The following is a 26,658-nucleotide window of genomic DNA, read 5'->3' on the forward strand; positions in this document are numbered from 1 at the left end:
TGCCGGGCTGCGATGCTAGCCGCTGCCCGGTTTGCGGCCGCTACTCGTCGTCTTTTAGCACGACTAACGGCTCAATATCGCTCTCTTTCTTCACCACCAGCGAATCATCGCCGCGCAGGCAGGTTCCGCCATAGTTACCGCCCACCGTAAAAGTGCACACCTGGATGTACTTGCCGTCAACCTTCGGCAGACACCACAACTGCTGGTAAATATTTTTGCGATCGACAAATTGCCCGCTGGTCTGATCCAATACCTCATCGTGCGGGCTTATCAGATCGATGTTATTACCGCAGCGCCCGGAGATCGGTTTGACCGCATAACCGGTTTTCGCCAGCTCGTCATTGACCACAAAATCGGTATCCAGCAGATAGCGATGATGCGGGAACAGCGACCACAGCACCGGCAGAATCGCCTTGTTGCCGGGGATAACCGTCCACAGCGGTTCGAATACCAATACTTCAGGGCGCAGCAGGACGTCAATCAGGCGCACCTCATTTTGCGGATGACCGGTACGAATCGGCACCGCCGCATACTCATCGGCGCTGACTTCCCGCACCTGCTCGATGGCGGTTTCCCACGCCCAGGTCTTCCACACGCAGTTAACCAGGCGGCCATCGCCATCGATAAGCTGTCCGGCGGCATCCCAGCGCAGCTCATCAAGGCCAAAGAGAATTTTGCTCTCAAAGCCCGCCTCGGTTAGCGAACGCTGAATAAACTGGGCATGGTAGTTCTCTTCAAGATCCTTATCCTGCATGATGTGCACGAACGGCCGCGCGCGGCTGTGCTTCCACGCCCCCGCCAGCTCCTCAAGCAGATTTTCCGCCGGATTATGGCCGGTACCGCGATAGCCCTGTTTCAGCCACTGTTCGAGGATCAATCCGCCTTCCGTATGGCAAGAGGCAGAGTCGGCGTTGTATTCGTACACCTTCAGCCCGCGCTCATCCATGCAGAAATCCATGCGCCCGGTAATCATATGATGACGGCGGCGTTGCCACGAGAGGCGCAGACGAGGCCAGAGAATTTTCGGAATATCGAACAGCGCCAGCAGGTTGTCATCCTTCATCACCTTATCAGTGGCGTGCAGATACATCAGGTGCAGTTCGTTGGTCGCTTTAATCAGCTCCTGTTCGGCGCTCTCGCTGATGGTGAAGTACTGGTAAGGATCCTGATTGATGAAATGACCGTTGGCTTCAACATAGGCCTTTTGCAGCGTGTCTTTCTCGTTGAGCCAGTTACCGCGGAACTGGCCTTTATTCGGCAGCCGCGCGCCGCTGATTTTCATCTCCTCGCCCGGCAGCACCGGCTGCGGCAGGCTATGCTCGGTATCGGCGGTCTGGATCATCCAGCCTAAAATTTCGGTATCGGCAAAGGTATCTTTGATGGTGTAGACGCCGTCTTTCACTTCCAGCGTCAGCTCGCGGGTCCACTGCTGCCCCTGCGGCAGCGGCGCGTGGATGACGTTCTGCTCGGCGATACGGACCTTATTCCCTACCAGTTGCGTAATCACCGCCACGTGTCCGGTATGTTTAAACTCGCCGCCTTTCTGCCAGATTAGCAGCGAACCGGCGATCGGCGGACGGCGCGAGCCGTTGGCGAAGGCCTGCAGGGGAAGAATGTTGTCATTCACCACTTCGCGCAGAAAGCGCAGCGAGAAGATTTCATAAGCCATACCGACATCGGTAAAAACAAAACCGTAGGTGAGGAATAAAAAGCGCCGCGCGAACTCTACGCATTGCCATTTATGCCCCATATACTCATTGCCGATATAGCTGCGGAAAGCGGCGTCATCCGGATAATCTTGTGGATTTAAGCTACTGTAATTCGAAGAATAAATTGCCACGCCGCCCGGCGCGTAGCCTAAAAGCGTGCCGAAAGGGGCGTCAATACTGGTCGATCCTTTACTCATTTAGCCTGACCTCAAATTAATGCAGCCCGGGCAGTTGGCGGAACAAAACTCCCTCTTCTTATCCTGCCGCAGGCACTTACCAGACAGAGGTGAAATGATGATACCACTCATTCGATTCGCTAAACGTGCCCTTATAGAAAATAACCCGGCGTCCATTGGCAGAAGTGATATTGTTAGCCAACACATAACAAAAAAACATCACTACATCAGGAGTCGACAATGAGCTCACCTTCGCATCTCAATGCCCAGCCGCTGGTCTGGGGACACGGACCGCGGACTTTTGAAGTATTCCTCGAACCAACCTGTCCGTTTTCCGTTCGCGCCTTCAATAAACTCGATGAATTGCTGGATGAAGTGGGCGCCGAGAACGTCACGATTAAGATTCGCCTGCAGTCCCAGCCGTGGCATCTGTTTTCCGGGGTGATAGTGCGCTGCGTGCTGGCCGCCTCCACCCTGCCGCACGGCAGAGAGCAGGCGCACAAAGTCCTGCAGGCGGTCGCCGATCATCGTGAAGAGTTTGAATTCACCGACCACTGCAGCGGGCCGAATATGAATACCACCCCGCAGCAAATTATCGAACGCCTTGAACGCTACAGCCACGTGTCGCTGGCGGCGGCGTTTGCCCGTCCGGAGCTGCAAAACGAGATCAAATGGCACAGTAAATACGCCCGCCAGAACGGCATTCATGTGTCGCCGACGTTTATGGTCAACGGCCTGGTGCAGCCCGATCTCGGCAGCGGCGATGACGTCAGCGTGTGGGCCGCGCGGATTATGGCCTGAGATTAGCTGCTAGACTTTTTGTACACCTCACTATTTTTGTACACCTTACTAAAGAGGCAGGTCAGTATGTCCGACAATCACTACCAACCACCGAAAGTATGGGAATGGAAACAGAATAACGGCGGCGCGTTCGCCAATATCAACCGTCCGGTTTCCGGCGCCACGCATGAGAAAGTGCTGCCCGTTGGTAATCACCCACTCCAGCTCTACTCGCTGGGCACGCCGAATGGGCAGAAAGTGACGATCATGCTGGAAGAGCTGCTGGCGCTGGGTGTAGCAGGCGCTGAGTATGACGCCTGGCTGATTCGTATCGGCGAAGGCGACCAGTTCTCCAGCGGCTTTGTCGAAGTTAACCCGAACTCGAAGATCCCGGCGCTGAGCGACCACTCTACCACTCCGCCGACCCGGGTATTTGAATCCGGCAGTATCCTGCTCTATCTGGCGGAAAAATTTGGTTTCTTCCTGCCGAAAGACCCGGCCGGGCGTACCGAAACGCTAAACTGGCTGTTCTGGCTACAGGGCGCAGCGCCGTTCCTCGGCGGCGGCTTTGGCCACTTCTATAACTATGCGCCGGTAAAAATCGAGTACGCCATCGACCGCTTTACCATGGAAGCGAAACGTCAGCTCGACGTGCTGGATAAGCAACTGGCGCGCGGCCGCTTTGTGGCGGGGGAAGAGTACACTATCGCCGATATGGCGATCTGGCCGTGGTACGGCAACGTGGTGCTGGGCAACGTCTATAACGCCGCGGAATTCCTCGATGCCGGCAGCTACGTTAACGTACTGCGCTGGGCGCAGGACGTGGGCAATCGCCCGGCTGTGAAGCGCGGACGGATAGTTAACCGTACCAATGGCCCGCTCGACGAGCAGTTGCACGAGCGCCATGACGCCCGCGATTTCGACACGCAGACCGAAGACAAACGTCAGGCGTAATGCCTTTACCCGGCGGCGCGAAGCTGCCGGGTAAGTTGTCACATCAGTGCTTTACCTTAGTCAGGCGATCGAGATAGCCCATCACAAAGGCGGACAGCACAAAAGTGAGATGGATAATGACGTACCACATCAGCTTATTATCCGGCACGTTCTTCGCATCCATAAACACCCGCAGCAGGTGAATGGAAGAGATAGCCACAATCGACGCCGCCACCTTGTTTTTCAGCGATGTCGCATCCATTTTGCCAAGCCAGTTGAGCTTCTCTTTGCCTTCGTTAATATCCAGCGTCGAGACGAAGTTTTCATAACCTGAAAACATCACCATCACCAGCAGCCCGCCCACCAGCGTCATATCGACCAGCGAAAGCAGCGTCAGAATCAGATCCGACTCGCTGACGTTGAAGATATGCGGCAGGATGTGGAATATCTCCTGAAAAAATTTTATCGATAGCGCGATAAGCCCCAGCGAGAGGCCGAAATAAACCGGCGCCAGCAGCCAGCGCGAAGCATAAATAGCGTTTTCCAGAAAGCGTTCCATAAGGTCCTGTCAGTTTGTAAAAATGGCCGCCATTATATCGCAGCTGGCCCATATCAAAACGATGCGCAGGCGCCGGGGAAATAAAAAAGGCCAACGCAGTGTTGGCCTTTCGGGAGATATCCTGGGAAAAATTACTTCGCTTTGACGGTCTCTTCGCCCACCAGACCAATCTTCAGATATCCGGCCTGATGCAGCGTATCCATCACTTTCATCATCGTCTCGTAGTCGACGGTTTTGTCAGCGCGGAAGAACACGGTGGTGTCTTTCTTGCCCTGAGTCAGCGCATCCAGCGAGGCAATCACGCTCTCTTCAGTCACCGGATCGTTGCCGAGGAACATCGATTTGTCGGCTTTCACCGACAGATAAATCGGTTTTTCCGGACGCGGCTGCGGCTGGCTGGATGAAGCAGGCAGATTGACTTTGACGTCCACGGTAGCCAGCGGCGCCGCCACCATAAAGATAATCAACAGCACCAACATGACGTCGATAAACGGCGTCACGTTAATGTCGTGCATTTCGCCGTTATCATCGAGGTTTTCGTTAAAATGCATTGCCATAGCGGATCAACCTACCCGTAATTTCTGCGCCGGACGCAGCGGCTGAGAACCACTGGCGTTCAGGTCGAGATCGCGACTTTGCAGCAGCATAATCTGCGCGGCCACGTCGCCAAGAGACGCTTTATAACTGGCAATCATGCGGGCGAAGACGTTATAGATAACCACCGCCGGAATCGCGGCAAACAGGCCAATCGCCGTTGCCAGCAGCGCTTCCGCGATACCCGGCGCGACAACCGCGAGGTTAGTCGTCTGCGTTTGCGCGATACCGATAAAGCTGTTCATGATGCCCCAGACGGTACCGAACAGACCGACGAACGGGGAAATAGCGCCGATAGTCGCCAGATAACCGTTACCGCGGCCCATATAGCGGCCAACCTGCGCCACACGACGCTCAAGGCGGAAACCGGTACGTTCTTTAATACCTTCGTTATCATCCACGCCTGCCGACAGTTCCAGCTCATTATTGGCTTCGTTAATCAGCTGAGTGGTCAGGCTTTTAGCATGGAATCCATTCGCGATAGTGTTAGCCTGATCGAGAGAACGCGCTTCGCTGAGCTGCTGCTGCTCACGTTTGAGGCGACGCTTGCTGGACAACATTTCGGCGCCCTTGCCGAAGAAGATAGCCCAGGTGACTACCGAAGCCAGAATCAAGCCAATCATCACAACCTTAACGACAATATCGGCGTGATGATACATACCCCAAACGGAGAGATCCGCCTGCATCAAATTATTACCCACACTGTTTCTCCAGGACATCAATCACAAAAACTGAGCATAATAATATCAAAACGGCATCGAATTGATAGTGGTTCTCATTAGTATTTACACTGTGCAGCAAATCACGTTTATTTTCTTTGCGCTTACGCAGTAAAAAAGCGGCTGACGCCGGTTTCGGGAAAATTTTTGCCTGTATCGTTTACGACCCGGTACACAAACCGGGATTCATGGTAGTTTAGACGTCCAGACGTATAAAAACAGGTTTGCAGAACATGGCTGATAAACATCTTGATACCGCGCTGGTCAACGCCGGGCGCCGCAAAAAATATACTCAGGGTTCGGTGAATAGCGTCATCCAGCGCGCCTCATCGCTGGTATTCGATACCGTCGAGGCTAAAAAACACGCCACCCGTAACCGCGCCAAAGGCGAGCTGTTTTATGGCCGCCGCGGCACGCTGACCCACTTTTCGCTGCAGGAAGCCATGTGCGAACTGGAAGGCGGCGCCGGCTGCGCCCTCTTCCCCTGCGGCGCGGCCGCGGTCGCTAACACGATTCTGGCCTTCGTCGAACAGGGCGACCACGTGTTAATGACCAACACCGCCTATGAACCCAGCCAGGACTTCTGCACTAAGATCCTCGCAAAGCTCGGGGTGACCACCGGCTGGTTCGATCCGCTCATCGGCGCGGATATCGCCAATCTGATTCAACCCAATACCAAAGTGGTGTTCCTCGAATCCCCCGGCTCGATCACCATGGAAGTGCATGATGTGCCGGCCATCGTCGCCGCCGTGCGCCGCGTCGCGCCGGAAGCTATTATCATGATCGATAACACCTGGGCGGCAGGGGTGCTGTTTAAAGCGCTCGATTTTGGTATCGATATCTCTATCCAGGCGGCAACGAAATATTTAATTGGCCACTCCGACGGAATGATCGGCACCGCAGTGGCCAACGCCCGCTGTTGGGAGCAACTGTGTGAAAACGCCTATCTAATGGGCCAGATGGTCGATGCCGACACCGCCTATATGACCAGCCGCGGTTTACGCACGCTTGGCGTCCGCCTGCGCCAACATCACGAAAGCAGTCTGCGCGTCGCCGAATGGCTGGCGCAGCACCCACAGGTGGCGCGGGTCAATCATCCGGCGCTGCCGGGCAGCAAGGGCCACGAATTCTGGAAGCGCGACTTCAGCGGCAGCAGCGGCCTGTTCTCTTTCGTTCTCAATAAGCGCCTCACCGACGCCGAGCTGGCAGCCTATCTGGACAACTTCAGTCTGTTCAGCATGGCCTACTCATGGGGCGGGTTCGAATCGCTGATCCTCGCCAACCAGCCGGAACATATCGCGGCCATCCGCCCCGAGGCGGAAGTGGATTTCAGCGGTACCCTTATTCGACTGCACATAGGTTTAGAAAATGTTGACGATCTGCTGGCGGATTTAGCGGCAGGCTTCGCGCGTATCGTGTAAAGTGACAGGAAGTGGCAACAAAAGCGGACGCTTTCAGAAACGCGGCCGCTTTTGTTGCGCCCGAGATCAAGGTGCTCGGGCCGCTTCAGGAGTACACTAGTCGAAAAACGGTACCACTTAGGAAAGTCCATGGTTGTCATTCAAGAGATTGTCGCCGCGCTGTGGCAACATGATTTTGCCGCATTGGCAAACCCTCACGTTGTGGGTTTTGTATATCTGGTCATGTTCGCGACCCTGTTTCTGGAAAACGGGCTGCTGCCGGCTTCGTTTTTACCGGGCGATAGCCTGTTGCTGCTCGCCGGCGCGCTAATCGCTAAAGGCGTCATGGATTTTGTCCCCACTCTCGCCATCCTAACCGCCGCCGCCAGCCTCGGCTGCTGGCTGAGCTATTTACAGGGGCGCTGGCTGGGTAATACCAATATGGTGAAAGGCTGGCTGTCGCATCTGCCGCACAAATATCACCAGCGCGCCACCAACATGTTTGATAAACACGGCCTGCTGGCGCTGCTGGCCGGGCGCTTTTTGGCGTTTGTCCGCACTCTGCTGCCAACCATGGCGGGCATTTCCGGCCTGCCGAATCGTCGTTTCCAGTTCTTTAACTGGCTGAGCGGCCTGCTGTGGGTTGGTGTCGTCACCGGTCTTGGCTATGCGCTGAGCATGATCCCGTTCGTGAAAAACCACGAAGACCAGGTCATGACCTGCCTGATGGTGCTGCCGATCGCCCTGCTGGTAACCGGCCTCGTTGGTACGGTTATTGTGGTTATCAAGAAGAAATACTGCAGCGCCTGATTCACTCGCCCCGGATGGCCTCAAAATCCCCGGTAGCGCTACCGTTTACCGGGGCTACAGGCGCCGCATCCTTATCAAATCCCCTGCATCGTGCGAATACGCGCGGCATCTTCACCCGGCGTAATACCGAAATAGCGTTTAAACTCGCGGCTAAACTGCGAGGCGCTTTCGTAACCGACGCGCATCGCCGCCGCGCTGGCTTTCATGCCGTCATGGATCATCAGCATTCTGGCCTTATGCAGACGATAGGTCTTCAAATACTGCAGCGGCGAGGTGCTGGTGACCGATTTAAAATTATGGTGAAACGCCGAGACGCTCATATTCGCTTCCGCTGCCAGTTGGTCAACGCTAAGGTTTTCGGTGTACTGGCTTTCAATACGCTTCAAAACGCGGCTAATCAGACTAAAGTGCGTCTGTCGGCTGACAAGCGCCAGCAGCGCGCCGCCGCAGGGGCCAATCAGGACGTGATAAAGGATCTCGCGGATAATCTGTTTGCCGAGAATGCGCGCGTCCAGCGGCCGCTCCATCACGTCTAACAGGCGCTCCGCCGCGCAGAGGATCTCTTCTGATAACACCGCCGAGTTGATCCCGCTGGAGGCGACCGACGGCTGAAAAAGCTCATCTTCGCCGATATCCATCAGCAGCTCCTGCAACTGCAAAATATCGACATTCAACCGCATTCCAGCCAGCGGCACTTCCGGGGTCGCGAAGGTTTCGCATTCGAACGGCAGCGGGACGGTTAACAATAAATATTCGTTGGTGTCATAACGGAAAGTTCGTTCATTGATATAGCCAATTTTATGGCCGGAAAAGAGAAAAACGATCCCCGGCTGGTACATCACCGGCGTACGGGTGCCCGGCTGCGTCCCGTACAGCAGACGGATATCCGGCAGCAGTTCACTTAGCATTTCTTGCTTATCTTTCAGCTTGTTAACTTTATCCGTTAATAGCTGGCATATCTCGGCACGGTTCATTTTCGCTGCTTCTCCGACGACTTTTCTACAAGCTTATTGTGCGTAGTTTCCTTCTTTTTCTCCAGCCCAATGGAGAAATGGGCAAGACAATGGCAGGAATGTGCATTGAGAGGAAACGGTCGCAGGAACACAATAGCCGCCATCGGGTAGAGAGTCGTCCTTTCTGCCGGGAGTTTCATCTTTATGAGGGCACCAGCCATGAATAACTTCAATTTACATACCCCAACCCGCATTCTGTTCGGCAAAGGCGCCATCGCCGACCTGCGCGAACAAATCCCAGCCGGCGCTCGCGTGCTGGTGACTTACGGCGGCGGTAGCGTGAAGAAAACCGGCGTACTGGACCAGGTACTGAGCGCGCTGGCTGGCTTTGACGTGCTGGAATTTGGCGGGATTGAGCCAAACCCGTCTTACGAAACGCTGATGAACGCGGTGAAAATCGCTCGTGAAGAGAACGTGACCTTCCTGCTGGCGGTTGGCGGCGGTTCGGTGCTCGACGGCACCAAATTTATCGCCGCGGCCGCGCACTATGACGCCAACATCGATCCGTGGGAAATTCTGGAAACCTACGGCAGCAAGATTACCCGCGCTATTCCGATGGGCTCAGTATTGACCCTGCCGGCGACCGGTTCCGAATCAAATAAAGGCGCGGTTATCTCGCGTAAAACCACCGGCGATAAACGCGCGTTTATGTCCGAACACGTTCAGCCGGTCTTTGCGATCCTCGATCCTGTTTATACCTACACCCTGCCGCCACGCCAGGTCGCTAACGGCGTCGTTGACGCTTTCGTCCATACCGTTGAGCAGTACGTGACCTACCCGGTTGATGGCAAAATTCAGGACCGTTTCGCGGAGGGCATTCTGCTAACGCTGGTGGAAGATGGCCCGAAAGCGCTGCAGGAGCCGGAGAACTACAACGTGCGCGCCAATATTATGTGGGCGGCGACGCAGGCATTGAACGGCCTCATTGGCGCAGGCGTCCCTCAGGACTGGGCGACGCATATGCTCGGCCACGAACTGACGGCGATGCACGGCCTGGATCACGCTCAGACGCTGGCTATCGTGCTGCCGGCGCTGTGGAATGAGAAACGCGATACCAAGCGCGCTAAGCTGCTGCAGTACGCCGAGCGCGTGTGGAATATCACCGAAGGTTCCGAAGAACAGCGTATCGATGCCGCTATCGCCGCAACCCGTAGTTTCTTCGAGCAGATGGGCGTGCCGACTCGCCTTTCCGATTATGGTCTCGACGGTAGCTCCATCCCGGCGCTGCTGGCGAAACTGGAAGAGCACGGCATGACTAAACTTGGCGAAAATCAGGATATCACTCTGGACGTCAGCCGCCGTATTTACGAGGCTGCCCGCTAAGTTCTCCCCACCTGATTCACCTCTCCTTACGTTAAACAAACGCCGGGGAGAGGTGTTTTTACTACCGTTTTTAGCTATTTCGTCCAGACTTAATGCTACCCCTCGGCGGATTTTTCACGCTGAGTTCATTAACAGGAGGAAGGCATGACACATCCAACCGTTATAAAACTACACGACGGCAACCTGATGCCGCAGTTGGGTCTCGGCGTGTGGAAAGCAGGCAACGAGGAAGTCGTCTCCGCCATTCATAAGGCGCTGGAAGTCGGTTATCGTTCTTTTGACACCGCCGCCGCGTACCAAAATGAGGCTGGCGTCGGCAACGCGTTAAGCAGCGCGGGCGTCAATCGCGATGAGCTCTTCATCACTACCAAACTGTGGAACGACGATCAAAAACGGCCGCATGAAGCGCTAAAAGAGAGCCTGAGCAAGCTGAAACTGGACTATGTGGATCTCTATTTAATTCACTGGCCGGTGCCAGCGATAGGCCATTACGTCGAAGCCTGGCAGGCGCTGATCGAATTGCAGCAGCAAGGGCTGGCAAAAAGCATTGGGGTATGTAATTTCCAGGTGCCACATCTGCAAAAGCTGATTGATGAAACCGGCGTCGCTCCGGTGATCAACCAGATTGAGCTCCACCCGTTAATGCAGCAGCGTCAACTGCATGCATGGAACGCCACCCACAAAATCCAGACCGAATCCTGGAGCCCATTAGCGCAAGGCGGCAAAGGGGTCTTCGATCAGAAAATTATTCACCATCTGGCGGATAAATACGGCAAAACGCCAGCGCAAATCGTCATTCGCTGGCATCTCGACAGCGGACTGGTGGTGATCCCGAAATCCGTCACGCCATCACGTATTGCGGAAAACTTTGACGTCTGGGACTTCCGTCTCGACAAAGACGAACTTAGTGAAATCGCTAAGCTGGACCAGGGCAAACGTCTCGGCCCCGACCCGGATCAGTTCGGCGGTTAATCCCCTTAACTTTTGCCTTTAGCGCCGCGCGGCGCTAAAGGCTTTCGCAAATTAAATGAATATCCTCAGACTCCAGAGCAAACAGCTCCGGGTCGGGCTTATCAATTAAACGACAGCCCTGTGAGAGATAAAAATCAACGGTGCTTTTGTTGGGGATGGACGAAATATACAGGCCGGATGCGCCAAGAGCAGGAAGCTGCTGCAGCGCATAGTCAAACAGACGTCGCCCCCATCCCTGGCCGCGCTGCGCCGCGCCCACATAAAAGAATAACAGTTGGCGCAGATCGCCCTTTTCACCCCTTGGCAAAGTATCCATCGCCGCCGCGGCAATAATTTTATTCTGCTCGAAAAAGGCGAAAAATATACCGCCGCGATCGTAGCAGGCCTCGTGAATAGGCGTATAAACCTGGCGATCGTGAGGATCCCAACCTCGCACATCATAATACTGCGGGTACGCCTGAAGCCGGCCATTATCGAGCTTATAAAGGGTGTCGATAATTTCGCTGCGGTCTATCTCCCACAACCTATCCAGCTGCTGTCGTGACAGGATTACCGGCGTCATTATCGTTCTCTCTCCTTGTGTGACAGGCTTTCCCCCGGCGATCGGAACCGCCGGGGAAGCGGCTTAGCGGGACGCCGTCTTCGGCTTGATACGCTTTTTCGCCCCCGAGGCGACTGGCGTCTGGCGCTGATGCGCAACCGGCGTATGCTTCGTCAGCGCCGGACGGGTATGACGGTTCTGGCGACGCGCTTCACGCATCTCGTCCAGCGTCGGCGCTGGCACCAGGCAGTCACGGCGTGAACCAATCAGATGCTTTTTACCCATCGCTTCCAGCGCCTGACGGATCAGCGGCCAGTTTGCCGGATCGTGATAGCGCAGCAGCGCTTTATGCAGACGGCGCTGTTTGTCGCCCTTCGGCACCACCACATCTTCGCTCTTATAGCCGATTTTACCCAGCGGGTTCTTGCCGGTGTAATACATGGTGGTTGAGTTCGCCAGCGGCGACGGGTAGAAATTCTGTACCTGGTCGAGACGGAAGCGATGACGCTTCAGCCACAGCGCCAGGTTCACCATATCTTCATCGCGCGTCCCTGGGTGGGCGGAAATAAAGTACGGGATCAGGTACTGTTCTTTACCCGCCTGCTTCGAATAGGTATCAAACAATTCTTTAAAGCGGTCATAGCTGCCCATGCCCGGCTTCATCATCTTCGACAGCGGCCCCTCTTCGGTATGCTCCGGAGCGATCTTCAGATAACCACCGACGTGGTGGGTCGCCAGTTCTTTGATATAGCGTGGATCCTCTACGGCGATGTCGTAACGCACACCCGATGCGATAAGGATTTTCTTAATGCCTTTCAGGTCACGAGCGCGGCGGTACAGATTAATCGTCGGCTCATGGTTGGTGTCCATGTGCGGGCAGATATCCGGGTAGACGCAGGAGAGACGACGGCAGGTCTGCTCGGCGCGCGGGGATTTGCAGCGCAGCATATACATATTGGCGGTTGGGCCGCCAAGATCGGAAATAATGCCGGTAAAGCCGGGGACCGTGTCGCGAATCGCTTCGATTTCATTAATGATCGAATCTTCGGAGCGGCTCTGGATGATGCGCCCTTCGTGTTCGGTGATCGAGCAGAAAGAACAGCCGCCGAAACAGCCGCGCATAATGTTAATGGAGAAGCGAATCATCTCGTAGGCCGGAATACGCGCATCGCCATAAGAAGGATGCGGCACACGCTTGTACGGTAACGCAAAGACGCTGTCCATCTCTTCAGTCGACAGCGGGATCGCCGGCGGGTTAACCCAGATATAACGCTCGCCGTGCTTTTGCATCAGCGCGCGGGCGCAGCCGGGGTTGGTTTCATGGTGCAGAATGCGCGACGCGTGGGCATAGAGCACTTTGTCGCCTTTGACCTTCTCGAAGGATGGCAGCAACACGTAGGTTTTTTCCCACGGTTTTGGCCGCGGCGGTTGCACGACAACGGCTTTGGCCTCGGCTTTTTTCGGGGGCACGGGTTTGTTATCGGCGCACGGCAGGTCTTCACCGTACGGATGCGGAATCGGGTCGATTTTGCCCGGCGTATCCAGACGCGTGGAGTCAACGCCGCTCCAGCCCGGCAGCGCTTCTTTTACCATGATCGCGGTATTACGCACATCGCGAATATCACCGATGGCCTCGCCCATCGCCAGACGATGCGCCACTTCTACCAGCGGGCGCTCGCCATTGCCGAACATCAGCATATCGGCTTTCGAATCCACCAGCACCGAGCGGCGTACGGTATCGGACCAATAATCGTAGTGCGCGGTACGGCGCAGGCTGGCTTCAATACCGCCGAGGATCACCGGCACGTCTTTCCACGCCTCTTTACAGCGCTGGGTATAAACCAGCGTCGCGCGGTCCGGGCGCTTACCCGCGACGTTGCCGGCGGTATAGGCGTCGTCATGACGCAGCTTACGGTCGGCGGTATAGCGGTTGATCATTGAGTCCATATTGCCCGCAGTGACGCCGAAGAACAGATTCGGCTTACCCAGGCGCATGAAGTCTTCTTTGCTGTTCCAGTCCGGCTGGGAGATGATCCCTACGCGGAATCCCTGCGCTTCCAGCATACGGCCGCAGATAGCCATGCCGAAACTTGGATGGTCGACGTAGGCGTCGCCGGTCACCAGAATAATGTCGCAGCTATCCCAGCCAAGTTGATCCATCTCTTCACGCGACATCGGTAAAAATGGCGCAGGGCCAAAACAGGCAGCCCAGTATTGCGGCCAGGAAAATAGGTCACGATCCGGCTGGATCAGGGATATTGCGCTCATATTGCTTCCGGGGAAAATGATAAAAAAATAACCAAAAAGGGCGTGGATTATAAGCCGGAATGATAGTGGAAATGAAGGAGGATTTTCTCAAACCCTGACCGGGTTGCGGCCAGGGTTGCGGATATTACGGCGCCGGATTCACCAGGATCTGGCCAATCGAGCCGCGGTCGGCGAGCTCCAGCGTCTGGCTCAGGTACTGGAACGGGAAGTGCGGCCAGGAAGGCTGGTTATAATACACCAGCAGTTCCACCTGCCCATCAATCCACACCGTATCTTTCCAGCCCCGATCTTCCGGGAACGGCATGGTCCCGTTGACGTTACGGATCTGGAACATCACGCCTTCAATATGGAACGACTGCGGGCGGTCGGCGCGCACGGTCCAGCGCTCCCACGTTCCCTGCTGAGCGGTGATATCAATGCGCTGCGGATCCCACAGTTGGCCATTGATGCCTGGGTCGTCGCCAAGAGTAATATCACGGCTGCGCAGCGGCGTACCGGAGAGCAGCTCGGTCGGCAGCAAGCGCACCGGCAGGCTATCGGTAACCAGCGGCAGCAGCCCGGTCGGACGCAGCGTCAGCACCAGCGTGGAGATCAAAATGCTCGACGGCTCGAAGAAACCGCGGATACGGTCGACAATGCTCGCCGCTTCGCCGCAGGTAATCGACACTTCATCGCCGTTGGTCATATCGACCAGAATTTCACGCCGCTCGCCGGGGGCCAGCGACAATTGCTTAAGTGAGACCGGCGCCGGCAGGAAGCCCTGATCGCCTGAGATAACGTGCAGCAGGCGGCCATCGCTCATCTGCAGCTGATAGCGGCGCGAGTTAGATGCGTTCAGCAGACGCAGTCGTACCCAGCCGCGAGAGACTTCGACATAGGGCCCCTGCGCGCCGTTGACCAACAGGGTATCGCCCACGAAACCACCGCTGCCCGGTTCGCTATATTCCGGAGTGCCGAAGTTATCCAGCCGCTTATCCTGAATAATCACCGGGAAGTCATCAACGCCGTAGTGGTTCGGGATCGGCAGGTTTTTGCTGACCTCGTCTTCTACCAGCCACATTCCCGCCAGGCCGTTGTAAACCTGTTTCGCCATCCGGTTCGGGGTATTCGCCTGATACCACAAAGTGGCCGCACTCTGGCGAATCGGCAATACCGGCGCCCAATCCGCATTCGGCGACATCATGCGCGCCGCGCCGCCAATCAGCGGCCCCGGCACCTGCAGGCCGCGAATCGTCATGGCAACATTTTCGGTCAGGCGGTTACTGTAGATAAGTTTGACGTCATCACCATTCCAGACGCGGATGGTCGGCCCCAGGTAGCGGCCATTGATGCCCCATACCGGCGCGCGCGTTCCCTGGGTGAATGACCAGTGAGAACGTTGCAGGGTCATAAACAGCGGTTGACCGCGACGGGATTCCAGCAGAGGCGGAATGGGGAGCACCGGCTGCTGGCCGGCGGCATGAGCCTTCAGCGGCGCGGCGCCCGCGCACAGCGCTACACCTGAAGCCTTAATAAACTGACGCCGACTGAGTGACATATTAACTCCATGAAATACTGACAATGCAAAAAGGGAATTCGTTTCCCGCCAGCAATACGCTCGCGTTCGCGGCGTTTCCTGTATTATTTCTTTCCAGCCGCTTCGCGCTCGGCCACTTCTTTATCCAGCTCGGCGATTTTAGCGGACATCATCTCGCGGCAGTGTGTCGCCAGCGCGCGCACGTTATCTTTACCAAACTGGCTTGTATCGACCGGCGGCAGCATCTCGACAATCACCAGACCATTGTTCCAGCGATTGAGTTTAATTTTGTTCGATGTATTCGACACGCATACTGGAATAATCGGTACGCCAGCGGCGATGGCCGCGTGGAACGCGCCGGTTTTAAAGGGCAGCAGACCGCGGCCGCGGCTGCGGGTCCCTTCCGGGAACATCCAGAACGAAATTTTACGCTTTTTAAACGCATTCACCACTTCGGCAATAGTGCCGTGCGCTTTGGTTCGGTTATTGCGGTCAATCAGCAGGTTGCCCGTCAGCCAGTAAAGCTGGCCAAAGAACGGTATCCATAACAGGCTTTTTTTACCCACGGTAACCGTCGGCGGCTGCACGATGTTCGACGCTGTCACCATATCATAGTTGTTCTGGTGGTTAGCGATGTAGATCGCATTGCCGTAGCTTTCCGCGTCCGCAGGCTTACGCAGTTCGACTTTCAGGCCAAATACCGGGGACAGGCGGCCAAACAGATGACCAAACGTCGCGACGTGCTTAGGGTTGCGCGGGCTGAACAAGCAGTAAAGACTGCCAAATATGCACACGACGATGCAATAAATGACAACAAAAATTAGTCGAAAAATAAATAACATAGCTTCCTCTGAAACCCAAACCGCTTAGCGTTATACCCGTTGAATCACAGGCTCAGGACACCGCTGCCCTCTCAACGCGGGGCGGAAAATCTCCGCCCCTGGAGGACATGTTAATCGCAATGCCTGAATAAACAACGATTTTGCGGCAAATTTTCGCATCCTCCAGCCGGGTGAAGGATGCGGATCTTACTCTTCGCTGTCGCCAGCTGAGGCGCGGCGCGGGGAGTCGATCTCCACGCGGTCGATTTTCTGCAGGCCGCGCATCAGCGAACCGCGACGGCCGCGCTCGCCGGTGACTTTTTGCAGCTCTTCCGGACGCAGTTTGATCTTACGCTTGCCGACGTGGATAGTTAGCGTGCTCTGCGGCGGCAGGACAAACAGGTGCGCCAGACCATCCTGGCCGGAGGCGGCTTCCGCCGACGGAATGTTGATAATCTTGTTGCCTTTGCCTTTCGACAGCTGCGGCAGATCGCTCACCGGGAACATCAGCATGCGCCCGGCATGGGTAATCGCCAACAGCATATCGGCATCGTCTTCAATGACCAGCGGCGGCATCACATGCGCGTTCTCCGGCAGCGTAATCAGCGCCTTACCGGCGCGGTTGCGCGCCACCAGGTCGTTGAAGGTACAGACGAAACCGTAGCCGGCATCGGAGGCCATCAGCAGCCTCTGATCGTCTGACTCCATCAGCATATGTTCTACGCTGGCGCCCGGCGGCAGCGTCACTTTACCGGTGACCGGCTCGCCCTGGCCGCGGGCAGAAGGCAGCGTAATCGGGTCGATGGCGTAGCTGCGCCCGGTGGTATCAATAAACACCACCGGCTGGTTGCTCTTGCCTTTCACCGACGCTTTCCAGCTATCACCGGCTTTGTAGCTCAGTCCCTGCGCGTCGATATCGTGGCCTTTGGCGCTACGCACCCAACCCATCTGCGACAGAACGATAGTGACCGGCTCGGACGGCAGCATATCGTGCTCGCTCATCGCCTTCGCTTCTTCGCGCTCGCGCAGCGGCGAACGGCGATCGTCGCCAAAGGTATCGGCATCGGCCTGCAGCTCTTTCTTCAGCAGGTTATTCATCTTGCGTTCGGAGGCCAGAATCGCCTGCAGCTGATCGCGCTCTTTTTCCAGCTCGCTCTGCTCGCCGCGGATCTTCATCTCTTCCAGCCTGGCGAGATGACGCAGTTTTAATTCCAGAATCGCTTCCGCCTGGGTTTCGCTGATGCCGAAACGGGCAATCAGCGCCGGCTTCGGTTCATCTTCGTGGCGGATTATCTCAATCACTTCATCAATGTTGAGGAACGCGACCAGCAAACCTTCGAGGATGTGCAGGCGCTTGAGGACTTTTTCCAGACGGTAGTTCAGGCGGTTACGCACGGTATCACGACGGAAGGTCAACCACTCCGTCAGGATTTCAAGCAGGTTTTTCACCGCCGGACGATTGTCCAGGCCGATCATGTTGAGGTTGATGCGGTAGCTCTTTTCCAGATCGGTGGTGGCGAACAGGTGGTTCATCACCTGCTCCATATCCACGCGGTTGGAACGCGGCACGATCACCAGACGGGTCGGGTTTTCATGATCCGATTCATCACGTAGATCATCAACCATCGGCAGCTTTTTGTTACGCATCTGCGCGGCGATCTGTTCCAGCACGCGCGCGCCGGACACCTGATGCGGCAGCGCGCTAATCACCACCGCGCCGTCTTCTTTCGTCCACACGGCGCGCATGCGCACCGAACCGCGGCCGTTCTGGTAGATTTTGCGAATTTCCGCGCGCGGGGTAATGATTTCCGCTTCGGTCGGGTAGTCCGGCCCCTGCACGATATCCAGCAGCTCATCGAGCGTGGTTTTCGGTTTTTCCAGCAGCGTAATCGCCGCCTGCGCCACTTCACGCAGGTTGTGCGGCGGAATATCGGTAGCCATACCGACCGCAATGCCGGTGGTACCGTTCAGCAGGATGTTCGGCAGACGCGCCGGCAGCATTTTTGGCTCCTGCAGCGTACCGTCAAAGTTCGGCACCCAATCGACGGTGCCCTGACCCAGTTCGCTGAGCAGCAGTTCGGCGTATTTCGACAGGCGGGATTCGGTGTAACGCATCGCCGCGAAAGATTTCGGATCGTCCGGCGCGCCCCAGTTCCCCTGCCCGTCTACCAGCGGGTAGCGGTAAGAGAACGGCTGCGCCATCAGCACCATCGCTTCATAACAGGCGCTGTCGCCGTGCGGGTGATATTTACCCAACACGTCGCCGACGGTGCGGGCGGATTTTTTGAACTTGGCGCTGGCGTTCAGGCCCAGCTCGGACATTGCATAGACAATGCGGCGCTGAACCGGCTTTAAGCCATCGCCAATAAACGGTAATGCCCTGTCCATGATGACGTACATGGAGTAGTTCAGGTAGGCATTTTCCGTGAATTCATGTAGCGCGAGGCGCTCTGCCATATCGCTCATTAATCGTGGATCCTCAATCTGGGACGCGGCCATTGCGGCGGCAAAACTACCCGCGATAATACCCGATCTCACGCCCTGAGTCACAGGAAGTGAGATCGGTTAAAGAGGATGAGGATATCAATCAGGCTAACGGTAAATAAATATCGGTGCGGAGTTCATGCTCGCCAACTTCATGCACAAAATTGAGGTAGCGGAAGTACACCGGAAAATCCCTTAGCGTCTCCCCGGAGGCGGGCAGCCAGTCGCGATAGAGAAACCAGACGCTTTGCGCCAGCGTGTCCAGCGAACCGTGATGGCGGGCCACTGCGCAACGGCCTGCCGGGATCTCGCCGTTAATCACGCCAAACGCGTTTTCGCTAATCGGTCGCTCAACGGTGCCGCAGATATCAAAACGAAACGCGTCGCCTGGCGTTGTTTGCGGATCGTCCCAGGCAATGCCCCAGGTTTCGCTGGTGGCGACTGGCGACAGCCCGCTCGTTTTGCGCCATGCGATAAAACGCGCGGCGGTGGCGTTGACCAGGTCCGGGCTCCCGCGATGTTGCAATACGGCGATCCTTGTGGCTGGAAATTGAATAATGTTGACGTCCATCGAAGTTTGCTCCTGTAGCGTATGTTTCGGTACGCGCCGATGCCACTCGCCCCAATCCGGTCGCTGACGGAACTGAGTCGGGCTTTGATCAAACGCGGTACGGAAGGCGCGACTGAACGACTCCGAATTTTGAAATCCGGCATCAAAGGCAATATCGATGATTTTATCCTGCGGGTTGAAGGCCAGGCGCCAGCAGGCGCGCCGCAGGCGTAACCACTGAATATACCGGTACAGCGGAACGCCGGTATACGCGCTAAATTGCCGGTGAAAATGGTAAGGCGAGCTATACGCAATCGCGCTCAGCGCCTCCAGCGTTAGCGGCTCATCAAGATGGTTCTCAATGTACAAACAGACTCGCTGAAAACGCCCGACATACGCCGGGCTGTCCTTAATATCGTTCATCGTCTCCTCCACGCGACACACTCTGCCAGAGCGAGGATAGCGATTCCTGACCGATCTTGCGCACTCTGGCGCGGGCGTTATGGCGTGATTTTACGGATCTGCTTCACGTCGATCTCTACCGAGTTCCAGTCTTTATCGACTTCACCCTGAATTTCTACCGTATCCTGCGGGCCGACGGTCACGCCGTTCCAGCGCTTGTGGTCGATATCGACGTTCACCACGCCGGAGGCATCCTGGAATTTATACAGGTCATCAGAGATGCGCTCGACGATTTTACCACGCAGGGTCACCCAGGTGTCATCGCGCAGCGACTTGGCGTTCGCCACGGTGGTCACCGCGCCGCTCGGCCCGGTGAAGCCGCCGGCCTGCGAGGTAGTGGTAGTAGACGGTCCGGTGAATCCACCCTGCCCGGCGGCCAGTACCGGCATGGAAACCAAAGCAATAATCGCGGTCATCGCAGCAATTTTTTTCATTTTATATTCTCCCTTATGTGTTGGTATGGCTCCTATTACGCCTGACAAAACTTAACGACTTCTTAAGCGGAAAAAAGAAATTTTAATGCTGTACATCCCCTGCATCAACGCGGTTTACTGCGCAAAGAAACGGGATCGTCGGAGGGAAACATGCGCATATTATTGGTGGAAGATGACAAACTGATCGGTGACGGCATCAAAGCCGGGCTGAGCAAAATGGGCTTCAGCATCGACTGGTTTACCGCAGGCCAGGAGGGCAAAAACGCCTTATATAGCGCCCCTTATGATGCCGCGATACTTGACCTTACTCTCCCCGGCATTGACGGCCTCGATATTCTGCGCGAATGGCGCGATAAAGGCCGTAATGAACCCGTGCTGATCCTCACCGCCCGCGACGCGCTTAGCCAGCGGGTTGAAGGGCTTCAGCTCGGCGCCGATGACTATCTGTGTAAACCCTTCGCCCTCATTGAGGTGGCGGCACGTCTCGAAGCGCTGATCCGCCGCGCTCACGGCCAGAGCAGCAGCGAGCTGCACCACGGCAAGGTGAGCCTCGACCCGAACCGCTTAACCGCCAGTCTTGATGGCGAAAGCCTGGCGCTAAAGCCGAAGGAGTTCGCCCTGCTGGAACTGCTTATGCGCAACGCGGGGCGCGTATTGCCGCGTAAGCTTATCGAGGAAAAGCTTTATAACTGGGACGACGAGGTCTCCAGCAACGCCGTGGAAGTTCACGTTCATCATCTGCGGCGCAAACTCGGCAGCGGTTTTATCCGCACCGTGCACGGCATCGGCTATACCCTGGGTGACGCATGAAACGACTCGCCCGTCTGAGCCTGCGCCTGCGCCTGACGCTGCTGTTTGTCCTGCTCACCAGCGCCGCCTGGGGGATTGCCAGCGTGATCGCCTGGCAGCAGACCAGCGAAAAGCTGGATAAGCTGTTTGATACCCAACAACTGCTCTTCGCCCGCCGCCTGAGCGCCATGAATGTCGATGAGCTGCAGGCGCGGCCGGCGCAGATCCGCGAAAAGAAAAAAGTTAAACACGGCCATCTTGATGATGACGCGCTGGCCTTCGCTATTTTCACCCACGACGGAAAAATGGTGCTTAACGATGGTGAAAACGGCGAAGATATTCAATGGGGTTCGCAGCGCGAAGGCTTCAGCGACGGCTACCTGCGCGGCGATGACGACGAATGGCGTTTTCTGTGGCTGACCACCGCTGACGGCCGCCATCGTATCGCCGTCGGCCAGGAGTGGGATTATCGCCGGGAAATGGCGATGGATATCGTTACCTCGCAGCTCACGCCGTGGCTGGTCGCGCTACCGCTGATGTTCGTGCTGCTCATCGTGCTATTAAGCCGTGAGCTGGCGCCATTGAAGAAACTGGCTCGAACCCTGCGCCAGCGCGCGCCGGATTCGGCGGAACGTCTGTCGGACGACAAAATCCCTTCAGAAGTTCGCCCGCTGGTCGATGCCCTGAATCAGCTATTCAGCCGTACCCACGAAACCATGCTACGCGAGCGTCGCTTTACCTCTGATGCCGCCCATGAGTTGCGCAGCCCGCTGGCGGCGCTGAAGGTGCAAACCGAAGTCGCCCAGCTTTCAATGGACGATCCCGAAGGTCGGGATAAAGCGTTGGCGCAATTACATCAGGGCATCGACCGCGCCACTCGGCTGGTCGATCAATTACTTACGCTGTCGCGGCTGGATTCCCTTGCGCAACTGGATGACGTGCAGCCGGTCGCCATCGACGACCTGTTGCAGTCGGCTGTAATGGAGATGTATCACCACGCGCAGCAGTCCGCCATTGAGTTACGCCTGCATCTGAACGCCAGCAATATCGTCCGCACCGGCCAGCCGCTGCTGCTCAGCCTGCTGGTACGCAATCTGCTGGATAATGCCGTGCGCTATAGCCCGCGCGGTAGCCGGGTGGATATCACCCTTTCCGCCCGCGAATTCCGGGTTCGCGACAATGGTCCAGGCATTAGCCCGCAAGCGCTGGCGCGCATTGGCGAGCGTTTTTATCGCCCGCCGGGCCAGGATGCCCCCGGCAGCGGATTAGGCTTATCGATCGTTCGCCGCATCGCCGCACTGCACGGCATGCGGGTTGATTTTGCTAACGCGCGCGACGGCGGCTTCGAGGCGCGCGTTTACTGGTAGCCACATTATTGCCAAAAATGCAAAAGACTTTGCACATTTTGCTCATTTTACTGCCCCGCTTCGCGGGGTAAAATTGCTGACAAATTTAATAGGTTGAGGGCAAAAAATGAGCAACATCCTGATTATCAACGGGGCGAAAAAATTCGCTCACTCTAATGGCCAATTGAACGACACCCTGACCGAGGTCGCGGATGGTTATCTGCGCGACGTCGGGCATGATGTTAAAATCGTCCGCGCGGAGAGCGAGTACGATGTAAAAGAAGAAGTGCAGAATTTCCTGTGGGCCGATGTGGTTATCTGGCAGATGCCGGGCTGGTGGATGGGCGCGCCCTGGACCGTGAAAAAGTACATGGATGACGTCTTCACCGAAGGCCATGGCGCTCTGTACGCCAGCGATGGCCGTACCCGCTCCGATGACAGCAAAAAATATGGCTCCGGCGGATTGATTCAGGGCAAACAGTACATGCTGTCGCTGACCTGGAACGCGCCAATGGAAGCCTTCACCGATAAAGATCAGTTCTTCCACGGCGTCGGCGTTGATGGCGTTTACCTGCCGTTTCACAAAGCCAATCAGTTCCTTGGCATGAGCGCGATGCCGACCTTTATCGCCAACGACGTAATTAAAATGCCTGACGTTCCACACGTCATCGCAGAATATCGCAAGCATCTGGCCGAGATTTTTGGTTAACTAGAAGCCTACACACAGAAGGAGTTGAGTTAACCATGTTAACAGTGATTGCCGAAATTCGTACTCGTCCGGGCCAACACCACCGTCAGGCGGTACTGGATCAGTTCGCTAAAATTGTCCCTGTGGTACTGCAGGAAGAAGGCTGCCACGGCTACGCGCCGCTGGTTGACCACGCCGCCGGCGTGAGTTTCCAGACCTCCGCCCCGGATTCGATCGTAATGGTCGAGCAGTGGGAAAGCGTCGCGCATCTCGAAGCGCATCTGCAAACGCCGCACATGAAGGCTTACGCCGAAGCGGTAAAAGGCGACGTGCTGGAAACCAGTATCCGCATTTTGCAGGCTGGCGTATAAGCCCGACAGAAGTAAGAAGTAAAAAGGGAGCCTGAGGCTCCCTTTTTCGCATCTGGCGGCTGACGTCGGCTTAGGCTTCGAGATCCGCCATATCGCCTTTTTCCTGCAGCCAGTTGCGGCGGTCTTCAGAACGCTTCTTGGCCAACAGCATATCCATCACCGCGGTCGTTTGCTGCTCGTCTTCATCGGTGATGATGAGCTGCACCAGGCGGCGGGTGTTCGGGTCGAGCGTGGTTTCACGTAGCTGCATCGGGTTCATCTCGCCCAGCCCTTTAAAGCGCTGTACGTTCGGCTTACCCTTCTTACGCTTCAACTGCTCCAGCACGCCGGCTTTTTCTTCTTCCGTCAGCGCGTAGTAAACCTCTTTACCCAGGTCGATACGATACAGCGGCGGCAGCGCGACGTACACGTGACCCTCTTTCACCAGGGTACGGAAATGCTTCACGAACAGCGCGCACAGCAGGGTAGCGATGTGCAGACCATCCGAGTCGGCATCGGCGAGAATACAGATTTTACCGTAACGCAGCTGGCTTAAGTCATCGCTATCCGGGTCGATACCAATCGCCACCGAAATGTCGTGCACTTCTTGCGAAGCGAGCACTTCATCGGAAGAGACTTCCCAGGTGTTCAGGATCTTGCCTTTCAGCGGCATAATCGCCTGATATTCACGGTCGCGCGCCTGTTTCGCCGAACCGCCCGCCGAGTCCCCTTCGACGAGGAACAGTTCGGTGCGGTTCAGGTCCTGCGCGGTGCAGTCCGCCAGCTTACCCGGCAGCGCCGGGCCGCTGGTGAGCTTTTTGCGCACCACTTTCTTGGCGGCGCGCAGGCGACGCTGGGCGCTGGAAATGGCCATTTCCGCCAGCAGCTCCGCCGCCTGTACGTTCTGATTCAGCCACAGGCTGAAGGCGTCTTTAACCACCCCGGAGACGAATGCCGCGCACTGGCGCGACGACAGACGTTCTTTCGTCTGCCCGGCGAACTGCGGATCCTGCATCTTCACCGACAGTACGTACGCGCAGCGATCCCAGATATCTTCCGCCGACAGCTTCACGCCACGCGGCAGAATATTGCGGTATTCGCAAAACTCGCGCATCGCGTCGAGCAACCCCTGACGCAGACCGTTAACGTGCGTACCGCCCTGCATAGTCGGGATCAGGTTCACGTAGCTTTCGGTCAGCAGTTCGCCGCCTTCCGGCAGCCACAGCAGCGCCCAATCCACCGCTTCCGTTTCACCGGAGAAGTTGCCGACAAACGGTTTTTCCGGCAGCAGCGGCAGGCCGTTGACCGCCTCGCACAGATAATCATTAAGGCCGTCCGCATAGCACCAGCGCTGCTCGCTGTTGTTCACCTGGTCGCGGAACACAATTTCCACGCCCGGGCACAGCACCGCTTTCGCTTTTAACAGGTGAGTTAGCCGCGAGACGGAGAAACGCGGGCTATCGAAGAAGCTTTCGTCAGGCCAGAAATGGACGCTGGTCCCGGTGTTGCGTTTACCGCAGGTGCCGGTGACGCGCAGGTCTTCAACTTTTTCCCCGTTCTCAAAGGCGATGCTGTAGACCTGACCATCGCGGCGCACGTTGACTTCCACGCGCTTAGACAAGGCGTTGACGACAGAAATCCCCACCCCATGCAGGCCGCCGGAGAACTGGTAGTTTTTGTTGGAAAACTTACCGCCCGCGTGCAGCCGACAAAGGATCAGCTCAACCGCCGGAACCCCTTCTTCCGGGTGGATATCAACCGGCATCCCGCGCCCGTCGTCGATAACCTCCAACGATTGATCGGCATGGAGGATGACCTCCACGCGTTTGGCGTGGCCGGCCAGTGCTTCATCCACACTGTTATCAATAACTTCCTGACCAAGATGGTTAGGACGGGTTGTGTCGGTGTACATTCCCGGGCGGCGGCGAACCGGCTCAAGCCCGGTGAGTACCTCAATGGCATCAGCGTTATATGAAGATTGCGTCATGGTGTGTATTCGTAGGTCGTTCTGAACCGCTTAGCGCAGGCCCAGAAAATCGATAATCTGGGTGAAATGATCTTCAAAGCCAACAAATGCGTGATTACCGCCCTCCTCGACCGTTTGACGGCAGGAGGCGAAGTAGTCAACAGCCTGGCGGTAATCAAGCACTTCATCGCCCGTTTGCTGCAATAACCAGATAAGGTCAGGCGCTTCCAGCGGGTCGATATGCATGACTTTAAGATCGTAAATATGGCGAGACTCTAGCACATATTGCTGCCCGGTGTACGGATTCTCATTGGGGCCAAGAAAATTGTTCAGCAGTTCAAATGGCCGCACCGCCGGGTTAATCACCACCGCCGGCAGCATAAAACATTGCGACAGCCAGGTGGCGTAGTAGCCGCCCAACGACGACCCCACCACGCCTAACGGCTCGCCGCCGTGCTCCAGCACGATGGCTTCCAGCATCTCTGCCGCCTGCGCCGGGAAAGCAGGCAGTTCCGGCACCACCATGTTAATTTCCGGGTGGTACTGCGCCAGCCACGTTTTCAGCGCCGTCGCTTTTGCCGAGCGCGGCGAGCTGTTAAATCCGTGCAGATAAAGAAGAGTAGACATCAGTATCCTTCTGAAGCGATATCCGGGTGAAACTCGGCGCCGCTGAGACGACAGACTTCAGTCGTCAACACGCCATCAGGATGCAGTTCAAGCCAGCGCCAGCCTGGAGAGACGGTATCGAGGGTGAAATTAGCGCAATGCGGTTTAAACTGCACGCAGGTCGATGGCGTCGCCATCATCCGCCGCCCGTTCCAGTCGAGATCCAGCTCCTGGTGAATATGGCCGCATAGCAGGTGCTTAACCCGCGGATAGTTGCTCAGGATGTGGTCTAACGCCCCGGCGTTGCGCAGGCTATGCTGATCGAGCCAGCTGCAGCCCGCCGGCAGCGGATGATGATGCAGTAACAGCAGCGTGTAGCGCTCAGGTTCCGCATTCAATTGATGCTCAAGCCACTCCAGTTGGAAATCGCTCAGCTCGCCGTGAGGCACGCCAAAGACCTGGCTGTCCAGCAGCAGGATTTGCCAATGATCGCCCAACAGGACGCGTTTTGCGGGAGAGATGCCGGCATCGTGCAGCGTGCTGTACATCGCCGGTTGGAAATCATGGTTTCCCGGCAGCCAGACGCAGGGTGCGGCAAAGCTCGCGATGCCTTCAGCGAAATGCTGATAGGCCGCGGCAGAGTGGTCTTGCGCCAGATCGCCTGTTGCTACAATCAGGTCGCATTCACGCTGTGAGGCATGTATCGCATCCAATACAGCCTGATAACTTTCCCAGGTATTGATACCCAACAGCGTTTCATGTTTTTCAGCAAACAGGTGAGTATCAGTAATTTGTAATATCCTGACTCTGGCCTCACCAGCCAGAGGTAGGTTTAACAGGCTTTCCAAA

Annotated in this window: 25 protein-coding genes and 1 pseudogene; 10 read left to right on the plus strand and 16 right to left on the minus strand. The window is 56.5% G+C overall.

The genetic code is table 11. From position 1 onward, the window contains the following. Positions 1-40: 40 nt before the first annotated feature. Positions 41-1,906, minus strand: a complete 1,866-nt coding sequence (gene gss, locus ABLU78_RS20495; protein WP_020077920.1) for a bifunctional glutathionylspermidine amidase/synthase — start codon at positions 1,904-1,906, stop codon at positions 41-43. Between the two features lie 76 nt (positions 1,907-1,982). Further along, positions 1,983-2,105 carry a hypothetical protein gene (locus ABLU78_RS20500; RefSeq protein ID WP_015369675.1) on the minus strand — a complete coding sequence of 41 codons (123 nt, stop codon included), beginning with the start codon at positions 2,103-2,105 and terminating at the stop codon, positions 1,983-1,985. Between the two features lie 20 nt (positions 2,106-2,125). Between ABLU78_RS20500 and ABLU78_RS20505 the strand changes: the two genes are divergently transcribed. Together ABLU78_RS20505 and yghU are read left to right on the plus strand one after the other, a co-directional pair. After that, entirely contained in the window at positions 2,126-2,686 is a 561-nt protein-coding gene (locus ABLU78_RS20505) for a thioredoxin domain-containing protein (RefSeq protein ID WP_015369674.1), read from the plus strand. A 66-nt stretch (positions 2,687-2,752) separates the two neighbouring features. Further along, complete coding sequence (gene yghU, locus ABLU78_RS20510) at positions 2,753-3,619, plus strand: glutathione-dependent disulfide-bond oxidoreductase (protein ID WP_032715837.1); 867 nt, start codon at positions 2,753-2,755, stop codon at positions 3,617-3,619. Between the two features lie 43 nt (positions 3,620-3,662). On the opposite strand, the gene ABLU78_RS20515 is transcribed toward yghU, so the two are convergent. The 3 genes from ABLU78_RS20515 to exbB form a co-directional block, all read right to left on the minus strand. After that, positions 3,663-4,157: a TIGR00645 family protein gene (locus ABLU78_RS20515; RefSeq protein WP_048229479.1), complete on the minus strand. Its 495-nt coding sequence runs from the start codon at positions 4,155-4,157 to the stop codon at positions 3,663-3,665. A 131-nt stretch (positions 4,158-4,288) separates the two neighbouring features. Further along, positions 4,289-4,714: a TonB system transport protein ExbD gene (gene exbD, locus ABLU78_RS20520; RefSeq protein WP_015369671.1), complete on the minus strand. Its 426-nt coding sequence runs from the start codon at positions 4,712-4,714 to the stop codon at positions 4,289-4,291. 6 nt (positions 4,715-4,720) lie between these two features. Further along, on the minus strand, positions 4,721-5,452 hold the full coding sequence (gene exbB / locus ABLU78_RS20525; protein WP_015369670.1) for a tol-pal system-associated acyl-CoA thioesterase: 732 nt from the start codon (positions 5,450-5,452) through the stop codon (positions 4,721-4,723). A gap of 251 nt (positions 5,453-5,703) precedes the next feature. Between exbB and metC the strand changes: the two genes are divergently transcribed. Both metC and yghB read left to right on the plus strand, forming a co-directional pair. Further along, on the plus strand, positions 5,704-6,891 hold the full coding sequence (gene metC / locus ABLU78_RS20530; RefSeq protein ID WP_015369668.1) for a cystathionine beta-lyase: 1,188 nt from the start codon (positions 5,704-5,706) through the stop codon (positions 6,889-6,891). A gap of 129 nt (positions 6,892-7,020) precedes the next feature. Continuing rightward, complete coding sequence (gene yghB, locus ABLU78_RS20535) at positions 7,021-7,680, plus strand: DedA family general envelope maintenance protein YghB (RefSeq protein WP_015369667.1); 660 nt, start codon at positions 7,021-7,023, stop codon at positions 7,678-7,680. Between the two features lie 74 nt (positions 7,681-7,754). Here yghB and ABLU78_RS20540 read toward each other — a convergent pair whose 3' ends face one another. Further along, a complete protein-coding gene (locus tag ABLU78_RS20540) occupies positions 7,755-8,654 on the minus strand; it encodes an AraC family transcriptional regulator (RefSeq protein WP_015703501.1) in 900 nt (299 codons plus the stop codon). 198 nt (positions 8,655-8,852) lie between these two features. On the opposite strand from ABLU78_RS20540, the gene yqhD reads away from it, so the two are divergent. Next, positions 8,853-10,016: an alcohol dehydrogenase gene (yqhD, locus tag ABLU78_RS20545; RefSeq protein ID WP_015703503.1), complete on the plus strand. Its 1,164-nt coding sequence runs from the start codon at positions 8,853-8,855 to the stop codon at positions 10,014-10,016. 144 nt (positions 10,017-10,160) lie between these two features. Further along, a complete protein-coding gene (gene dkgA / locus ABLU78_RS20550) occupies positions 10,161-10,988 on the plus strand; it encodes a 2,5-didehydrogluconate reductase DkgA (protein ID WP_015369664.1) in 828 nt (275 codons plus the stop codon). Positions 10,989-11,022: 34 nt separating this feature from the next. On the opposite strand, the gene ABLU78_RS20555 is transcribed toward dkgA, so the two are convergent. The 7 genes and pseudogenes from ABLU78_RS20555 to ABLU78_RS20585 form a co-directional block, all read right to left on the minus strand. Next, positions 11,023-11,550 carry a GNAT family N-acetyltransferase gene (locus tag ABLU78_RS20555; protein ID WP_048229482.1) on the minus strand — a complete coding sequence of 176 codons (528 nt, stop codon included), beginning with the start codon at positions 11,548-11,550 and terminating at the stop codon, positions 11,023-11,025. Next, positions 11,550-13,888, minus strand: a pseudogene (locus tag ABLU78_RS20560) (YgiQ family radical SAM protein). Before ABLU78_RS20560 ends, ABLU78_RS20555 begins: the two are co-directional and overlap by 1 nt. A gap of 33 nt (positions 13,889-13,921) precedes the next feature. Continuing rightward, positions 13,922-15,334: a cell division protein FtsP gene (gene ftsP, locus ABLU78_RS20565; RefSeq protein ID WP_015369661.1), complete on the minus strand. Its 1,413-nt coding sequence runs from the start codon at positions 15,332-15,334 to the stop codon at positions 13,922-13,924. 83 nt (positions 15,335-15,417) lie between these two features. Beyond that, positions 15,418-16,155: a 1-acylglycerol-3-phosphate O-acyltransferase gene (gene plsC / locus ABLU78_RS20570; protein ID WP_015369660.1), complete on the minus strand. Its 738-nt coding sequence runs from the start codon at positions 16,153-16,155 to the stop codon at positions 15,418-15,420. 186 nt (positions 16,156-16,341) lie between these two features. Beyond that, on the minus strand, positions 16,342-18,600 hold the full coding sequence (parC, locus tag ABLU78_RS20575) for a DNA topoisomerase IV subunit A (protein WP_032712532.1): 2,259 nt from the start codon (positions 18,598-18,600) through the stop codon (positions 16,342-16,344). A gap of 121 nt (positions 18,601-18,721) precedes the next feature. Then, positions 18,722-19,591, minus strand: a complete 870-nt coding sequence (locus tag ABLU78_RS20580) for an AraC family transcriptional regulator (RefSeq protein ID WP_048229483.1) — start codon at positions 19,589-19,591, stop codon at positions 18,722-18,724. 77 nt (positions 19,592-19,668) lie between these two features. After that, positions 19,669-20,064, minus strand: a complete 396-nt coding sequence (locus ABLU78_RS20585; RefSeq protein ID WP_015369658.1) for a YgiW/YdeI family stress tolerance OB fold protein — start codon at positions 20,062-20,064, stop codon at positions 19,669-19,671. Between the two features lie 150 nt (positions 20,065-20,214). Here ABLU78_RS20585 and qseB point away from each other — a divergent pair, with 150 nt between their 5' ends. The 4 genes from qseB to ABLU78_RS20605 all read left to right on the plus strand — a co-directional run bounded on the left by qseB (position 20,215) and on the right by ABLU78_RS20605 (position 23,258). Next, on the plus strand, positions 20,215-20,874 hold the full coding sequence (qseB, locus tag ABLU78_RS20590) for a quorum sensing response regulator transcription factor QseB (RefSeq protein WP_048229485.1): 660 nt from the start codon (positions 20,215-20,217) through the stop codon (positions 20,872-20,874). Further along, positions 20,871-22,220 (plus strand): quorum sensing histidine kinase QseC, encoded by a 1,350-nt coding sequence (qseC, locus tag ABLU78_RS20595; RefSeq protein WP_015369656.1) that lies wholly within the window; start codon positions 20,871-20,873, stop codon positions 22,218-22,220. The genes qseB and qseC overlap by 4 nt, the downstream gene beginning before the upstream one ends. A gap of 106 nt (positions 22,221-22,326) precedes the next feature. Then, entirely contained in the window at positions 22,327-22,908 is a 582-nt protein-coding gene (locus tag ABLU78_RS20600; protein WP_015703509.1) for an NAD(P)H-dependent oxidoreductase, read from the plus strand. Between the two features lie 35 nt (positions 22,909-22,943). Further along, entirely contained in the window at positions 22,944-23,258 is a 315-nt protein-coding gene (locus ABLU78_RS20605; RefSeq protein WP_015369654.1) for a putative quinol monooxygenase, read from the plus strand. Between the two features lie 70 nt (positions 23,259-23,328). Here ABLU78_RS20605 and parE read toward each other — a convergent pair whose 3' ends face one another. Genes parE through cpdA form a run of 3 tightly spaced genes read right to left on the minus strand, consistent with a single transcriptional unit; the run spans position 23,329 to position 26,657 of the window. Continuing rightward, positions 23,329-25,224 (minus strand): DNA topoisomerase IV subunit B, encoded by a 1,896-nt coding sequence (gene parE / locus ABLU78_RS20610; RefSeq protein WP_015369653.1) that lies wholly within the window; start codon positions 25,222-25,224, stop codon positions 23,329-23,331. Between the two features lie 30 nt (positions 25,225-25,254). Next, on the minus strand, positions 25,255-25,830 hold the full coding sequence (yqiA, locus tag ABLU78_RS20615) for an esterase YqiA (protein ID WP_015369652.1): 576 nt from the start codon (positions 25,828-25,830) through the stop codon (positions 25,255-25,257). Beyond that, entirely contained in the window at positions 25,830-26,657 is an 828-nt protein-coding gene (gene cpdA / locus ABLU78_RS20620; RefSeq protein WP_015703511.1) for a 3',5'-cyclic-AMP phosphodiesterase, read from the minus strand. The genes yqiA and cpdA overlap by 1 nt, the downstream gene beginning before the upstream one ends. Position 26,658 lies beyond the last annotated feature (1 nt).

Origin of the sequence: Klebsiella sp. JN_Kp122 (assembly GCF_040062085.1) — a bacterium.
Classification (GTDB): Bacteria; Pseudomonadota; Gammaproteobacteria; order Enterobacterales; family Enterobacteriaceae; genus Klebsiella; species Klebsiella aerogenes.

Bases quoted from the DNA above. Each gene is read 5' to 3' on its own strand.
- gss (WP_020077920.1), bottom strand. From the start codon at position 1,906: ATGAGTAAAGGATCGACCAGTATTGACGCCCCTTTCGGCACGCTTTTA.
- ABLU78_RS20500 (WP_015369675.1), bottom strand. From the start codon at position 2,105: ATGTTTTTTTGTTATGTGTTGGCTAACAATATCACTTCTGCCAATGGA.
- ABLU78_RS20505 (WP_015369674.1), top strand. From the start codon at position 2,126: ATGAGCTCACCTTCGCATCTCAATGCCCAGCCGCTGGTCTGGGGACAC.
- yghU (WP_032715837.1), top strand. From the start codon at position 2,753: ATGTCCGACAATCACTACCAACCACCGAAAGTATGGGAATGGAAACAG.
- ABLU78_RS20515 (WP_048229479.1), bottom strand. From the start codon at position 4,157: ATGGAACGCTTTCTGGAAAACGCTATTTATGCTTCGCGCTGGCTGCTG.
- exbD (WP_015369671.1), bottom strand. From the start codon at position 4,714: ATGGCAATGCATTTTAACGAAAACCTCGATGATAACGGCGAAATGCAC.
- metC (WP_015369668.1), top strand. From the start codon at position 5,704: ATGGCTGATAAACATCTTGATACCGCGCTGGTCAACGCCGGGCGCCGC.
- yghB (WP_015369667.1), top strand. From the start codon at position 7,021: ATGGTTGTCATTCAAGAGATTGTCGCCGCGCTGTGGCAACATGATTTT.
- ABLU78_RS20540 (WP_015703501.1), bottom strand. From the start codon at position 8,654: ATGAACCGTGCCGAGATATGCCAGCTATTAACGGATAAAGTTAACAAG.
- yqhD (WP_015703503.1), top strand. From the start codon at position 8,853: ATGAATAACTTCAATTTACATACCCCAACCCGCATTCTGTTCGGCAAA.
- dkgA (WP_015369664.1), top strand. From the start codon at position 10,161: ATGACACATCCAACCGTTATAAAACTACACGACGGCAACCTGATGCCG.
- ABLU78_RS20555 (WP_048229482.1), bottom strand. From the start codon at position 11,550: ATGACGCCGGTAATCCTGTCACGACAGCAGCTGGATAGGTTGTGGGAG.
- ftsP (WP_015369661.1), bottom strand. From the start codon at position 15,334: ATGTCACTCAGTCGGCGTCAGTTTATTAAGGCTTCAGGTGTAGCGCTG.
- plsC (WP_015369660.1), bottom strand. From the start codon at position 16,155: ATGTTATTTATTTTTCGACTAATTTTTGTTGTCATTTATTGCATCGTC.
- parC (WP_032712532.1), bottom strand. From the start codon at position 18,600: ATGAGCGATATGGCAGAGCGCCTCGCGCTACATGAATTCACGGAAAAT.
- ABLU78_RS20580 (WP_048229483.1), bottom strand. From the start codon at position 19,591: ATGAACGATATTAAGGACAGCCCGGCGTATGTCGGGCGTTTTCAGCGA.
- ABLU78_RS20585 (WP_015369658.1), bottom strand. From the start codon at position 20,064: ATGAAAAAAATTGCTGCGATGACCGCGATTATTGCTTTGGTTTCCATG.
- qseB (WP_048229485.1), top strand. From the start codon at position 20,215: ATGCGCATATTATTGGTGGAAGATGACAAACTGATCGGTGACGGCATC.
- qseC (WP_015369656.1), top strand. From the start codon at position 20,871: ATGAAACGACTCGCCCGTCTGAGCCTGCGCCTGCGCCTGACGCTGCTG.
- ABLU78_RS20600 (WP_015703509.1), top strand. From the start codon at position 22,327: ATGAGCAACATCCTGATTATCAACGGGGCGAAAAAATTCGCTCACTCT.
- ABLU78_RS20605 (WP_015369654.1), top strand. From the start codon at position 22,944: ATGTTAACAGTGATTGCCGAAATTCGTACTCGTCCGGGCCAACACCAC.
- parE (WP_015369653.1), bottom strand. From the start codon at position 25,224: ATGACGCAATCTTCATATAACGCTGATGCCATTGAGGTACTCACCGGG.
- yqiA (WP_015369652.1), bottom strand. From the start codon at position 25,830: ATGTCTACTCTTCTTTATCTGCACGGATTTAACAGCTCGCCGCGCTCG.